This is a genomic window from Tepidibacillus decaturensis (assembly GCF_001561915.1).
Taxonomy (GTDB): Bacteria; Bacillota; Bacilli; order Tepidibacillales; family Tepidibacillaceae; genus Tepidibacillus_B; species Tepidibacillus_B infernus.
In genome coordinates this window covers 1,607,159-1,622,083 of record NZ_LSKU01000001.1, presented here as the reverse complement: position 1 = coordinate 1,622,083, position 14,925 = coordinate 1,607,159, and the positions used below count along the sequence as shown (strand labels likewise).

Below are 14,925 nucleotides of genomic sequence, written 5' to 3'. Positions count from 1 at the left end.
TAGGTGGCGGGTAGTTCACCAGGGAGTCATACATTTATGTATGATCCTAATGATGGATGGGTTCGTGCAATTGAGGATACAGAAAACTTAACATTTCTCTATGGTAGAACTCGACCTGTAGAAAGTAGAGTTTACTTTAAAGGCGATTCTTCTTCAACTATTTTATGGAATTCTGGTGTGGTTGATGTTTCTGGTGATTGGACTACCTAATAAAAAGGAGTAGAAAAATAATGAAAAAGAAATCAATAATTATAACTATTATCAGTTTTGTTTTTTTGGGAGCAGTTTTAGGTTTAGCAATTCCTACAAATGCTTTTAATAAAGGAATATGGGAAATCTACCAAGAAATTAAAGATAATAAAATAAATGATGGTACTATTGTAGCCCAATTTAATGATTTTAAAATAACGAAAGAAGATGTTATTAATATTAAAAATGAATTTGAGAAAGTTAATAGAGAACTAAATGGTAATCCAAATTATACAATTTCTGAAGGGCAAATAATAAAAAATAAATTATTAAATGAATTTCTATATTTAGAAGCTAAAAATGTTGGCATTACTCCTCCAAATGACAAAGAAGCGAATTTAGCAAAAGAAGAACAATTAGCAAATTACCAAAAAGTATCAGATGATATTAAAAAATACAGGAAGCAAAAATACAAGAACTTGGTTTAACTTTTGATGAGTATTGGAATGTTTACTGGATTGAAACTTATAAGAAGAATAAAATGATTAGTGACTATATTAATTTGGAAATGCAGAAATCTGAATATATTAATAAAACTAAAGAAAAAGCTAGAGATGAAATAAAAGAAAAAGCATATAACAAATATAAAGGGCAAGTCTTTTTGAATAAAGAATTAAATATTGTATTACCGTAATTCTTAAAACAAGATCTAATTAGAAGGCGTTGTCTATAATGCTCACATAGTGTCAACGCTCACGCTCTTTGACGGTAAATTTCTCACTGACAATGGCGTCAGCGTTGACATCATTGGCTGTTGTTCTATTCGTTATTTACTTGTTATTCAAATTCTTAAAAAGATAAACCTCACGCCTTTTGTGGTATCATTACCATAAAATGGTGTGAGGTTTTTCTGATCACAATAAAAACATAGCAAAAATAGTGGTGACCACTAAACCAATCATAACAGGAACAAGATTTCGTCGTGCTAATTCGAAGGGGTCAACCCCAGTGATGGCTGCTGCAGGGATTAAAGCCCATGGTATCAGCGTTCCGCCACCAACCCAGATACCAGCAATTTGACCAAGAGCAGTTAAAGTAGCAGTACTTACGTCAACAGCAGAGCCAAACAAATGGGCAACTGATCCAGCTAAGGAAATGCCAGAAAAACCAGATCCATCTAAACCAGTGATCGAACCAACAATGGTTAAAGTAATCGCCGCAATCTCTTTTGTTAATGGGACTACACTAGCAAGTGCCACTCCTAAATCGTTTACAATCCCTTGTGAACCTTCAGGCAGAGCATGTTCTCCCAAAATACTAAGAATCCCGGAGTCTCCTAGATAGAAGAATGCGGCGATAGGGATAACAGGTCCAAAGACTTTAAAACCAAATTGAAAACCCTCAACTAAGTACTCCGTTATTTTTGACATTCGTTCCTTTTTATGAAAGAGTAGACTTGTCACGATCAAGATCGTAATCGCTGTTCCTCCAACTAAGGCTGTCGCATCACCACCAGTAAGGTCAAGCATAAACATACCGATCACATCAAGTAAAAAAAGAATGGGGATTAAAATGGAAAAGGTTTTTTTCAATCTACGAATTTTTGGCGATAATTCAATTGTTTTCTTAGGTTCTTCTAATTCAACGAGCTGTGAGGAGTGTACATGTAAAGTACCTTTTTTTAAATCTCTTCTTAAAAAATAGAAAGCAGTTACAGTTGTTACTAGTCCCATCACAATGACTAGAGGGACACTAGCTGAAACAACTTCTCCTACAGGAATTCCTGCTGCTCCTGCCGTAATGGCTGGGGCGCCTTGAATAATAAAATCACCCGATAAAGAGATCCCATGACCAAACAGGTTCATCGCCATGGCAACACCTAATGCAGGCAACCCCACTCTTATGGCTACTGGAAGTAAAACTGCACCAATGAGAGCAACAGCAGGGGAAGGCCAAAAAAACCAAGAGATGATCATCATCACAATACCAATCACCCAATAAGCGATCGATGGTGTTTTAATTAAATGGGTAACAGGGCGAATCATCAATTCATTGATACCCGAAGTAGTTAGGACTTTACTCATCGCTACAATTATACTAATAATTAAGATGGTACTTAGTAGTTCTTTGATCGCAAAAATCAAACCATTAAATACGGATTGAACTGAATCAGGCAAGGATTTTGTAACAAGCAATCCGATGATAAAAATGCCTAAGATACTGACTAACGTCGTATCCTTTTTCATAATCATCACACCGATGATCAATAGGATAAAGAGGAGATAGACCCAATGAATCGCTAATAATTGTATTTCCATAATTACCCTCCTTACTAGGCAATCGCCTTACTCATACCATATGCAGTGGGAGAAAGATTGGTGTGATACATAGAATATGTCCTTTTGATTCAAGCTAAAAGAATAGGTGTTAAAGCGAGGTGGAAAAATTGAGCATCCATCCTGAAAGACCACTCATTATCCAAAGTGATCGTTCGATGTTTGTAGAAGTTCAAAATCCGATGTATGATCAAGTCAGGGAAAAAATTACACTGTTTGCCGAACTCGTGAAAAGTCCGGAATACATTCATACTTATCGGATGACGCCGCTATCTTTATGGAATGCAGCGGCAAGTGGCATTACAGCTGAGCAAATCTTAGAAAGTTTACATCAATATAGCAAATTCCAGGTTCCTTCCCACATCGAAACGGAGATACGAGAATATATCAGCCGTTTTGGATTGCTCTCTTTTGAAAAAATAAATGGGAGATTGGTATGCAAGACGAAAGATCCTGAAATTTTAAAGGAAATCATGGCTTACCGTTCTTTAAAAAACTACTTTTTAGAGGAAATCGATCATTTTACTGTTGTGATAGATGAGTCTGCTAGAGGTGTATTGAAGCAAGAGCTGATCAAATTAGGTTATCCCGTTCAGGATTTAGCGGGATATCAGCAAGGAGAGCATTTGCCTATCGCTTTGTTACCACAGACGCTGTCAGGAAGACCATTTCAATTACGAGATTATCAGAAGCAGGCGATTGATTCGTTTTATGCAAGTGGATCGATTTATGGAGGCAGTGGGGTTTTGGTATTACCCTGTGGTTCAGGGAAAACCATTATTGGTATAGGAATCATGGCCGAAATTAAAAGTGAAACCTTAATTTTGACGACAAATACCACTTCGGTTCGGCAATGGATACGTGAGATTTTAGATAAAACAAGTCTTACGAAAGAACAAGTGGGGGAGTATAGTGGGAATCTAAAGGAAGTAAAGCCGGTTACAGTGGCCACTTATCAAATCCTAACGCACCGTTCCTCAGGTCAGAGTGAATTTACACATATGGGGTTATTTCAACAAAGAAATTGGGGTTTGATTATTTACGATGAGGTACATCTCTTACCAGCTCCTGTTTTTCGGTTTACCGCAAATATTCAGGCCAAAAGAAGAGTAGGGTTGACAGCTACACTGGTTCGAGAAGATCTGAAGGAAGAGGAAGTCTTTTCTCTCATAGGCCCTAAGAAATATGATGTTCCATGGTTACAAATGGAAAACGAAGGATGGATCGCAGAAGCCCTTTGTACAGAGATTCGTTTACCCTTGTCCAAGGAATGGAAAGAAGAATATCTTATAGCACCTAAAAGACAAAGGTATCGAATTGCTTCCACTAATCCTTTAAAAATAGAAGGGTTAAAGAAAATTTTAAACAAACATCAAGGCGATTCCATTCTCATCATCGGACAATATCTTGATCAATTAGAGAATATTGCTAGAGAATTACAGGTTCCTTTTATTACGGGTAAAGTTAAGCAGGATGAACGGGAAGTCATCTATCAGCGTTTTAAAAATGGAGAGATCAAAATTTTAGTCGTTTCTAAGGTAGCAAATTTTGCTATTGATCTTCCTGATGCAAAAGTTGCGATTCAAGTCTCAGGTACCTTTGGTTCAAGGCAAGAAGAGGCTCAACGTCTAGGTAGAATCTTAAGACCAAAACAGGAAGGGAATCAAGCCTATTTCTATACATTGGTTAGCGATCAAACCATCGATCAGGAATATGCGATGAAACGGCAACTCTTTTTAATTGAACAGGGGTATCAATATAAAATTGAAGAGCATGATTTGCTATAAGTGAGGGGGAAGATTTTATGCAGCTAGGATCTTATCTTGAACAATTGTCACCTTCCACATTAAAAAAAATCATTGAAGAACATCAAATCAAAGTTAATAGCAATCAACCTAATCAAATGGTCGAACAATTGATTAAGCTTTTTTCAAATTCTGATGCATTAAGAGAAATCTTTGAAAAAATGACGAATTTAGAAAAAGAGGTCTTAAGCTATTTTATCGTTCAGATTCCTAACCAAATCTTTCCTTATCGAAAATTAGATAAATTAAGAGGAACATTAAATAGGAATGAGTTCGAATATGGATTAATCAAATTACGTAGAAAAGGAATTCTATACACCATAAGAAAATCCTGGGGAGAAGTGGCCTATACGATCCCCGAACAGCTTTTTTTGCAATGGCACCGATTTTTATTTTTTCAAAACTTTAATCAACAATCCGAAGAGCAAACCCCTTATACTTTAGAGCCAAGTCCAAAAGGAGATTTGGAAGAAGATCTTTTTCAATTTTTAACTTATATCCAAACAGAATCGGTTCCACTCACGCAAAGAGGAACAGTACATAAACGCCATTTGGCCAAGCTGTCAGAACACTTTGGGATGGATGAAACTTTGTTAAGCAAATTTCCAATGAATCGAGATCATCTCTATGAATACCCTGTTTTTTTACAGCTTTTATTAGTAATTGCAGAAACGATGGATTTGATCGAAAAAACAGATCAATTAGTTGGGACAGATAAAATAGAAAAATGGTTTACATTGACTCAAGGGGAAAGAAGAGGATTGTTGGAACAACTGATTCGGATACAGTTTAAATCAAGCGATATCTTTCTACAGCATTTATTTTTTATGCTTTTTCATTTTCCAGAAGGACGCTGGTATTCTTTCACGTCGATTTTTCATAGGTTAGCTAAACGTTTAAACCGACCTGTAACTGAGGAGTTTGTTGTTCGAGCAGAACAAGAAATATTAAAACCATTATATGCTTTTGGTTGGATTGAATTAGGAAAAGATACAGATGGAAACTGGCTATTTAAATGGCTTCCTAAAGAAAAAGAGGAATTAGCTCAAATCTATGTTCAACCCAATTATGAACTTTTAGTGCCCAAAAATTTTCCTTATCGATTAAGAGCTCAATTAGAGCAATTTGCTGTTTTGGAACAAATAGACCAAATGAACCGCTATCGTTTAACAAAAGATTCGATTTTAAAAGGATTAGAAAAACAAAAGTCAATTGAAGACATTTTAGCTTTCTTGGAAAGGTTGAGTATGATCCCGATTGGGGACCATTTCAAACAAACCCTCCTTGATTGGGGCAAAAATTATGGAACCATTTCATTTTTAGACGTTCGAATCATGGTATGCCAATCTGAAGAAATCGCAAATACTTTAAAGTCGCTACAACGTTTTAAAGAATGGATCATTGGCGAGATTTCGCCAACCCATTTAATCATCAAAAGAGAACGATTTGACTTTCTTTTACAGAACCTTCAACAGGCTGGATTTAATCCAAATAAACAGATATGGACTGAGGATAGGGTATTAATGGGTCAAGAGATAGAAGAAGAAGAGGAGACTCCTTTTGAAGTGTTAAGAAACAAGGATTATCGAATCGAAAATGTATTTCCCTCTTTTCCATTCCATATATAGTTAGTCATCCTTTCATAGTGCAAACCATCATCTCATGTTATAATAAGGATGGAGGGATTGATATGAATTTAGATACCGATGTGATTCTCCAAACTTATGATTTGGCAGATATGATTAATCGGTCAAAAGAAGTGATGGAGTATCTTCAATATAAACAAGCATTAGAAAAAGATCCAGAAGTGATTGCGCTGAAGAAAAAACTTCAAGAAGAAAAAGAAAGCTTTGCAGAGGTTCAACGCTTTGGCCGCTTTCATCCAAGTTACCATGAAGTAAAACAAAGAATCGATCAGGTATTAACTGAGCTTGATCAACTTGAAACAGTAAAGCAGTTTAAAAAAGCTGAAGAGAACCTAGATCAAATGTTTTACCTCATATCTCGAACGATTGCTCATTCTATTTCAAAATCGATCAAAGTACCTAGAAATGGTGATGCATTGTTAGGTGGTTCTTGTAGTACTGGAAGCTGCAGTTCTTGTGGATTAAGTAATGTCTGTGCGATTTAACTTTTTTTAATTCTTGCATCAATGTTAAAGAAATGGTAGTATGTCTTTAAGTTTTGTTATACGTTTTCAAAGGAGACGATGACATGTTTCCAAAAAGAGTTGGACTCATTGTATGGATAAATGATTTTAAAGCAGCAAGGAATCTAGAAAGAATTGGACATATCCATTTTATTTCTAAAAGAATGAACTATTGTATTTTATATGTGAATGAAAAAGACATGGATAAAACAATGGCATATTTGCAAAAATTATCGTTTGTGAAAAAGGTAGAACGTTCGTATCGAACTGAGATTAAAACGGATTACTCCTCCAAAACGGTAATAGAATAATGAAAAATTAGATTAAAAGACGAGATGATATCTTGTTTCCTTTTTTTAGGATAAAAGGGAATAAGATATTTTTTTCTTAAAAAACCATTTCACTGTCTTTAAATTTCGTTTTACGAAATATATAATAAAGAAGATTAGATTCAGAGAGAGAAGGGACAACATATGGAGTTATGGCGGAGAAATTTATATATCCTTTGGGGGGCGGTTTTTTTATTGATGGCAGCAATGAGCTCCATTATGCCGTTCTTACCGTTGTTTATTCATCAAGAAATGGGGATTGAATCCGAAAGTCAAGTAGCATTATGGGCAGGGTTGATATTTGGGGCCAATTTTTTAACTGCATTTCTTTTTTCACCGTTATGGGGAAGATTAGCTGATAAATATGGGCGTAAAATTATGATTCTTCGTTCAGGATTTGGAATGGCTATTGTTATTTCTCTCATGGGGTTAGCTACAAATGTCTATCATTTGTTATTTTTACGTTTACTAAATGGAGTAATTGCAGGATTTAACCCTGCTGCAATCGCCTTAGTTGCCACGAATTCTCCTAAGGAAAAAGTAGGATATGCTATGGGAACATTGCGTTCTGGAGCTGTTGCTGGTTCGATTATAGGTCCATTTTTAGGTGGGATTTTGGCTGATTATATTGGTTATCGGCATGTTTTCTTTTATACTGGCTTGTTTATTTTAATCGCAACATTTATTGTCATGTTTTTGGTTAAAGAGGAATTTACTCCAAGAGAAAAACAAGAGACAGGTAGTTTTGTTAGTGATTTCAAGTTAATTGTAGCAACCCAACCATTGATTCAACTATTTGTAGTTGCCTTTATGATTCAGTTTGCGGTACTAAATGTGAATCCAATCTTATCGCTGTTTGTTCAGAAATTAGAACCACCTGGTGGAAAAGTCTCGTTTTTCGCAGGATTGGTTGCTGCTACGGCTGGTTTTGCTGAGATGATAGCTGCCCCAAGATTAGGGGTGTTAGGTGATAAGATCGGGCACCAGAAGGTTCTGATTTATTCTATTATCGGTGCAGCTCTACTTTTCATTCCTCAAGGATTTTCTACAAATATTTGGCAATTAATTATTTGGAGGTTCTTACTTGGGCTAACAATAGGTGGTTTACTACCATCTGTCAATTCGTTAACCCATCGTTTCGCACCAAAAGGGATGGAAAGTACTGCCTTTGGATATAGCAATAGTGCAACTTTTCTTGGGAATATGATTGGACCAATTTCAGGCGGTTTTCTAGCGGGGTATATAGGGTTAAATGGAGTCTTTTTTGTAACTGCGCTTTTGTTATTGCTTAATGGAATCTGGGCGCAATGGGCATTGAATAAAAAGATAAAATCATTAGCTAATTCGTAGTAGATATCTTACTTGCCTAAGTCTATCATTTCATAAAAATAATTCTTCTATAAAGGGTTTTAAGACTGGATTTGTATTTTCAGAGGAGTAAACTAGATAATAGTCAATTTTAATATTTAATGATTCAACCTTAAGTAATTTGATATGTTCCAAGGAATGGCTCATATTTTTTAGGGTATCACACATAAAGGAAACTCCCTTTCCTGATTCAACTAATGATTTCATCGTCCCTACATTATTCGTTTCGGCGATAATATGTAGTTTATTCATTTGAATTCCTTGTTGGATAAGTGCCTTTTCAACAGTTTGTCGGAAACCTGTATTTTCATCAGGTAAGATCATTTCAATTTCATATAGCTCATGTAATGGTAAAACGTCAATGTTTTGCCATTTTTTTTGGTTAGGAACGGCTAAATAAACTGGTTCGGTAGAAATGATCTGGGAATGAAAAGGAGATTCTGAAGGAATAGCACCTTCAACAAGTGCAACATCAATGGAATGCTCCTCAAGTTCTTTAAATAGATTGGCACGATCGTAGGTGATAATTTTCATTTCGACCATGGGATACTTATCCATAAAGCTCCATATTTTACAAGGAAGGAAATAGCTGCCAATCATTGATTCTGTACCAATCATCAGTTTTTCCTTATTGGGTTGTTTAGTAGGATGAATCGTTTCGACCAATTGATGGTAGGTATGAAGGATTTCTTGTGCATATTGAAAAACGGTTTGACCTTCTTCTGTCAATGAAACACCATAAGGAGAACGCTCAAATAAAGAGGTATTAAGTTCTTCTTCCAACAAATGAATTTTGTTACTAACTGCTGGTTGTGAAAGATGTAACAATTTTGAAGCTTTTGATAAGCTCTTCAATTGGGCAACCAGTAGGAATACTTCCAGATTAGATATTTGCATAGAATACCCCCATTTTTAACATAAAAGCTAGACAAGATATTCTAATAAGTCAGAATTTAATATTATTTTAACATATTCTAAGTATTTGTTATAGGGGGTATTAAAATGTTTAATTTCCACTAATAAGGGATTTAAACATACAATTAAAGTGAGCAATTCATAATTTCATACATGATTTTTCTATAAATAAAGAATAGAAGGGGAGTGGGATTTTATTTTTTTACAATTTTATGTTCAATTCTTCACAAATTTTCAAGAATTCTTCATCATTTTCAAAAAATCTTCACAACTTATCTAAATCTTCAAAACACAAGGAGGGGAACTTATGTTACAAGTATCGCGGAGAACATTCTTAAAAGCCTCTGCTGCGACAACAGCCTTAGCCTCATTGGGGGCTATTGAATTTCAAAGCTGGCAAACCCTTTATGCAAATGAAAAAGAAAATATAACGATCACACCATCCTTTTGTAATGCATGCTCAAGTAAATGCGGAATCTTGGTATATTCAAAAAATGGTAGGCTATGGAAGGTTGCAGGTCACCCTGATCATCCTTTTAGTAAAGGGAAGATTTGTGCTAGGGGTCATGGTATTGCAACAATAGCTTACTCACCTGATCGAATCAAAGAACCTCTTAAAAGAAAAGAAGATGGCACATTTGAACCAATTTCTTGGGAGCAAGCTTATCAAGAGATTGGTCAAAAGTTGAAAGAGATTGTAGCGAAAGACCCAGGTTCTGTTGTTTTTGTAGAAGACCCAAGACCAACCGGGAAATTTTATGGTCCTCGTTTCTTAGATGCGATCGGATCGCCAAACTATTTTAACCATCTTGTCGTATGCTCTAATGCTAGAGATACAGGATTTACTCATACCATTGGTGGAGTTCCGGGTGGAGATGTGGCCAATTCTAAATACATTATGTTTATTGGACGAAGTTATGGTGATGGGGTAAGACCAGCCTCTGTGCAGGCACTGGGAGCGGCAAAAGATAACGGGGCTTATGTTGTGATTGTTGACCCACGCTTAAACAATACGGCTCCTTTAGCTGATGAATGGTTATCGATACGTCCAGGAACGGACTTAGCTCTTGTTTTAGCTATGTCAAATGTATTGGTGACAGAAGAGCTTTATGACAAAGAGTTTATTGCCAATTATGCTATTGGCTTTGAAGAATATGCAAAAACAATCCAAGAGTATACGCCAGAATGGGCAGAAAAAGTGACGGGGATTTCCAAAGATACGATTTCTCGTATTGCAAGAGATATGGCAAAAGCTAAGCCAAAAGCAATGATTGAACAATCCTGGCGTGGTGGTTTTGGTTGTACTTATGCTAATAGTGCTGAAACAGGGCGTGCTGTTGCGTTATTTAATGCATTATTAGGAAACATTCAACAAAAAGGTGGCTATATCTTTGGAAAAGGTCCGAAACTTGGAAAATTAGATCCTACCATACATCCTACACCATCACCTTCTACTCTGCCAAGGGTAGATGCAGAATTTCCATTAGTCAACCCACATGCTGGTGTGGCAAGCGTGATTCCTCAAAAAGCAAAAGAGGGGATTGTGAAAGCAGCCATCATTATTCAAACCAATCCTGTTCGGGGATATTCCGATCCTAACTATATGATCGAAGGACTAAGAGCACTTGAATTAAGTGTTGTAATTGACGTGCAAATGTCAGAAACAGCGATGGTTGCAGATTATGTGTTACCAGAACCAAGCTATTTAGAGCGAGACGATGTGATTGAAGCATTGCCTGGTGGTAAACCAGCTGTTTGTTTAAGACAAAAAACCATAGACGTTGTTCATCCCAATACTGTTCCAGCTGATCAAATTTTCACAGAGATTGCGAAAGCAATGGGACTCGGTCACTATTTTAACTTTACCGTTGATGAATTGAACCAGGCGATGATTGCTCCACTAGGTATTACTTTATCTGAATTAAAGAAGAAGGGAACCATTGTAATCGATGATCCAGTTGAACTTGGCGTTGTTCCCAAATTGAAAACCCCATCAGGTAAAGTTGAATTCGTAAGTGAGAACTACGCAAAAGCCGGTTTTTCACGTGTTGTGAAATGGATGGAGCCAAAAGTAAAACCAGACCAAGATTCATTCCGCCTGATAACAGGGAAACAAAGTTACCATACACATTCTTATACAACAAACCTACCCTATTTGCTGCAAATAACCAAGGATTATAACTCAGAACGGTTATGGATCAACAAAAAACGCGGTATAGAAATGGGATTAAAGGATGGAGATTTGGTTGAAGTTGAATCTGCCAATGCAAAGAGTCAAGTAAAAGTAAAACTTACAGAACGAATTCATCCAGAATGTGTTTTTGTCCCGTCACCATATGGTAACTTCTCTGATGGACTTCATTTGGCAAAAGGCGTTGGATTTAGTTATATGGACCATGTTCCCTATCAAGTGGATCCCATTGGAGGCACATCAATGATCCATGAAGTCATCGTAAAAATTAGAAAGGTGGGAATCTAAATGACTCGCTATGGAATGTTAATTGATACAACAAAATGCGTCGAGTGTTTTGGTTGCCGAGTGGCCTGCCAAATGCAAAACGGATTACCACCAGAAGAAGCATTCATCAAGTTTTATGAACAAGAGGAAGGGGTCTATCCTAACGTCTCTTTCTATGCTGTTCCTGTTCAATGCCAGCATTGTGAAAATCCGCCATGTATGCATAATTGTCCTACAGGAGCAACTTATCAAACCAAAGATGGCATCGTATTAGTCGATGAGAATAAATGTATTGGTTGTAAATATTGTGTCGTTTCCTGCCCTTATCAAGCAAGAGTCCCCAATCATGAAACAGGTGTAGTGGAGAAGTGTCGTTTCTGTGCAGAAGAAGTGGCAGCAGGCAATCAACCGATTTGCGTCAACACCTGTGTTGGAAATGCGAGAATCTTTGGCGATCTTGATGATCCTAATAGTGAAATCTCAAAAGAAATTATTGCAAGAAAAGCAAAACCATTAAGAGAAGATTTAGGAACAAAACCAAAAATCTATTATGTGAGGTGATCCATATGGTTTGGGGAATGATGATTGCATGGTACCTATTCTTAGCAGGGGTAAGTGCGGGCGCTTATCTTACCTCTCATATCGTGAGTAGGAAGTTTCCTTTTGCTACAACGATTCAAAAGACAGGATATATTCTTGCGCCAATTCTATTAGCGATAGGACTATTGTTGCTTGTTTTTGATGCCGAAGCAGGTTTACATCATCCATTGAGATTTATCTATCTACTAGTTAATTTTCCTAATTCGATGATGACCAATGGTACCTATATCATTTCAGTCTTTTTGCTGATTACAGCTTATCAAGCTTTGATGGTCTATTTGAAGAAACAAGTGAATGTTTGGATTGAACGACTTGGCGTTTTATTTGCGATTGGAACAGCCGGTTATACAGGATTACTGATTGGTGTAGTTAAAGCGGTTCCATTGTGGAATACTTCTGTTTTACCTGTTTTATTTATGGTTTCCGCATTCTCAACGGGAATCGCTGCTACCGTGTTGTTTGCGACATTAGCTGATCGTAAAGCATGCTACAACATGCAATGGTTAAAGAAAACTCACTTTTCTTTGATGGGTTTGGAGTTGATTCTAATCTTCTTCATGCTTTATGTAACAAGTGCAGCTAATGAAGCCGCTTATCAATCTGTTCAGGCTTTAATCGTTGGAGAGTATGCTCTTATGTTTTGGTTAGGGATTATCACCATTGGATTATTGGTTCCAATGGTGATCGAAGGAGTTGAACTATTCCACTTCCATGCTTCAACAAAGCCTCAAAACTTACAAGTTTCTGCAGCATCATCGTTAACAGGACCTAGCTTATTACCGGCTTTAATCACAGAAGGCTTTGTACTCATCGGTGGCTTTATCCTACGTTATATCGTATTAGCCGCTGCCTTGACGATATCCTTGTTTTAGCTTTATATCGTGACGGTAAGAAAGTATAACTTTCTTCTATTTGTCATTTAAGGTTTGTATATTCCATAAGCTGTGACCTTCAGTAGTGCCCTTCTTTCCGTAATCTTTATTCATAGAAGGGCACGGATGACGGAGCGCGATGGTATACAAACCTTTTTTTATGTATAGTGCTTGACAAAACTAATAGCAATAAGTTTCGTATAATATAATAGGATAAAAAATACAGAAGAGGAGAACTAGCAATGATGAAAAAACATAAGAAATGGATTCCAATTTTTCTTGCACAAATCATATTTCTCTTGGTAGTCATGAGTACCCCGCCCCTGACTCAAGCAGCAGATCAAGTTACCTACTATCCTCCATATCCTCAGGGAACAATTGGTATTAACCAACCAGAAATAGGTTGGACGATTTTTCTCGGTGATAATCAGCTGGAAAAAGTAGAGTTCACCCTAAATGGAGCAGCGATTCCAGTAACTTATGATGAAGAACGTCACACCTTTTATGCCAAGCCGTCAAAACCATTAACAGGGAGTAACACAGTAAAGGCAACCATTCATTTAAAAGGTTGGGCTAACACAATCGAAAAAACATGGACCTTCACCGTTTCAAAAGTAAGCTTAAGTTCTTTACCTTTGCCAAACCAAGAACAATTATCTGCGATCAATTTGGCTAATGATTATCGTTATATTCTAGGGATTCCCTTATATGAATGGGATCGTTCACTAAATATGGCTGCACAAAAGCATGCTGAATATCAGGACAGACTAAATGTTTTTGGCCACTATCAAAAGGAAGGTACTTCTGGATTCTTTGGTGAGACAGTTGCAGATCGTGCTTCCTATTACGGATTTTATGGAGATACGTCTGAAGATATAAGTTATCAAAGTAATCCATCGATTCAAGAGGCGATTGATGGGCTTTTTGATGCCCCTTACCATCGTATTCCATTTCTTAATCCATCTTACCAATACTACGGTTATGGAAAAGCGGGTTACTTTCATGTGATAAATTTTGGTGGTCAAATTAAGTCAAGTTTAACTCGGGTCGCTTATCCAGGACAAAACCAAAAGGATGTACCCATTGCATGGAATAATTATGAAACCCCTAATCCGTTGCGCTTTTATTCTAATGCTCCGAAAAAAGTAGGTTATCCAATTATGATAGGGGTATATGGCAGTCAAGTCGAAAACGTAAGGTTAAAGTCAGCAATAATATTGGATGAGGAAAATCATGAGGTCCCTATCTATGTGAATTCGCCAAAAAACACAGGAGGTAATGATGAACATTTACAAAATGAAGTGATTCTCATTCCAAAATCACCTTTGGCATTAGATAAAAAATATAAGGTGAGTGTCATATTGGAAGTCAAGCAAAATCAGTTAGTAAAGTCCTATGACCAAACTTGGACGTTTCAAACAGAAAAGATTGCTGGAAAAGGAAAGGATACCCTTCATCAACAAGTAAATTATCCCCCATTTTCAGATCAGATGGAGGAAATTCATTTTCGACTAGGAGAACGCTTTGTTCAAGTCGATAATGCTCAATATCCGATAGATGCCATTCCCTATGTTCAAAATAACCGAACCATGGTCCCGTTTAAGGTTTTAGGCAATAGTTTGGGGGCAAAAGTAGATTGGAATGAGCAAACAAAAACAGTTTTTTATCAAAAGGGCAATCTTACCATTGAATTGCCAATCAATACCTTGCAGGTTAAAGTGAATGGAAAAACCTTATTATTAGACCAAGGAGCAATTACAAAAGATGGAAGGAGTTATGTTCCCATTCGGTTTATCAGTGAACAATTAGGGGCTTATGTAGATTGGGATGATGAAAAACAGCAAGTCACCATCAAGCCATAAAGTCAACTACAAAAGAAACGTTAAAGTTGTCCCTTTTTTAAT

General features: G+C 36.7%; 14 protein-coding genes. 12 read left to right on the top strand and 2 right to left on the bottom strand.

Translation table 11 applies throughout. The features are described 5' to 3' along the window. Nucleotides 1–36 precede the first annotated feature (36 nt). From U473_RS14785 to U473_RS14780, 3 genes are read left to right on the top strand one after another with little or no spacing between them, the layout of a single operon-like run. A complete protein-coding gene (locus U473_RS14785) occupies nt 37–210 on the top strand; it encodes a hypothetical protein (protein ID WP_161937310.1) in 174 nt (57 codons plus the stop codon). A 20-nt stretch (nt 211–230) separates the two neighbouring features. Then, a complete protein-coding gene (locus U473_RS07740) occupies nt 231–677 on the top strand; it encodes a hypothetical protein (protein ID WP_068725044.1) in 447 nt (148 codons plus the stop codon). 53 nt (nt 678–730) lie between these two features. After that, entirely contained in the window at nt 731–883 is a 153-nt protein-coding gene (locus U473_RS14780; RefSeq protein ID WP_161937309.1) for a hypothetical protein, read from the top strand. 220 nt (nt 884–1,103) lie between these two features. On the opposite strand, the gene U473_RS07735 is transcribed toward U473_RS14780, so the two are convergent. Then, nucleotides 1,104–2,507 carry a hypothetical protein gene (locus tag U473_RS07735; RefSeq protein ID WP_068725042.1) on the bottom strand — a complete coding sequence of 468 codons (1,404 nt, stop codon included), beginning with the start codon at nt 2,505–2,507 and terminating at the stop codon, nt 1,104–1,106. A gap of 128 nt (nt 2,508–2,635) precedes the next feature. Between U473_RS07735 and U473_RS07730 the strand changes: the two genes are divergently transcribed. The 5 genes from U473_RS07730 to U473_RS07710 all read left to right on the top strand — a co-directional run bounded on the left by U473_RS07730 (nt 2,636) and on the right by U473_RS07710 (nt 8,158). Then, the gene (locus U473_RS07730) at nt 2,636–4,312 is read left to right on the top strand and encodes a DNA repair helicase XPB (RefSeq protein WP_068725040.1); all 1,677 of its coding nucleotides are present in this window, start codon (nt 2,636–2,638) and stop codon (nt 4,310–4,312) included. A 17-nt stretch (nt 4,313–4,329) separates the two neighbouring features. Then, a complete protein-coding gene (locus U473_RS07725; protein ID WP_068725038.1) occupies nt 4,330–5,958 on the top strand; it encodes a helicase-associated domain-containing protein in 1,629 nt (542 codons plus the stop codon). Nucleotides 5,959–6,020: 62 nt separating this feature from the next. Beyond that, on the top strand, nt 6,021–6,461 hold the full coding sequence (locus U473_RS07720) for a YlbF family regulator (RefSeq protein ID WP_068725036.1): 441 nt from the start codon (nt 6,021–6,023) through the stop codon (nt 6,459–6,461). Nucleotides 6,462–6,544: 83 nt separating this feature from the next. Continuing rightward, entirely contained in the window at nt 6,545–6,790 is a 246-nt protein-coding gene (locus U473_RS07715) for a YlbG family protein (RefSeq protein ID WP_068725034.1), read from the top strand. Between the two features lie 162 nt (nt 6,791–6,952). Further along, entirely contained in the window at nt 6,953–8,158 is a 1,206-nt protein-coding gene (locus U473_RS07710; RefSeq protein ID WP_068725031.1) for an MFS transporter, read from the top strand. 30 nt (nt 8,159–8,188) lie between these two features. On the opposite strand, the gene U473_RS07705 is transcribed toward U473_RS07710, so the two are convergent. Then, complete coding sequence (locus U473_RS07705; RefSeq protein WP_068725029.1) at nt 8,189–9,073, bottom strand: LysR family transcriptional regulator; 885 nt, start codon at nt 9,071–9,073, stop codon at nt 8,189–8,191. Nucleotides 9,074–9,398: 325 nt separating this feature from the next. Here U473_RS07705 and U473_RS07700 point away from each other — a divergent pair, with 325 nt between their 5' ends. From U473_RS07700 to U473_RS07685, 4 genes are all read left to right on the top strand, one after another. Continuing rightward, nucleotides 9,399–11,570, top strand: a complete 2,172-nt coding sequence (locus tag U473_RS07700) for a molybdopterin-containing oxidoreductase family protein (RefSeq protein WP_068725027.1) — start codon at nt 9,399–9,401, stop codon at nt 11,568–11,570. After that, nucleotides 11,571–12,110 carry a 4Fe-4S dicluster domain-containing protein gene (locus U473_RS07695; RefSeq protein WP_068725024.1) on the top strand — a complete coding sequence of 180 codons (540 nt, stop codon included), beginning with the start codon at nt 11,571–11,573 and terminating at the stop codon, nt 12,108–12,110. Between the two features lie 5 nt (nt 12,111–12,115). Continuing rightward, a complete protein-coding gene (nrfD, locus tag U473_RS07690) occupies nt 12,116–13,021 on the top strand; it encodes an NrfD/PsrC family molybdoenzyme membrane anchor subunit (RefSeq protein ID WP_068725021.1) in 906 nt (301 codons plus the stop codon). Nucleotides 13,022–13,263: 242 nt separating this feature from the next. Beyond that, entirely contained in the window at nt 13,264–14,883 is a 1,620-nt protein-coding gene (locus tag U473_RS07685) for a stalk domain-containing protein (RefSeq protein WP_068725019.1), read from the top strand. The last annotated feature ends 42 nt before the right edge of the window (nt 14,884–14,925 follow it).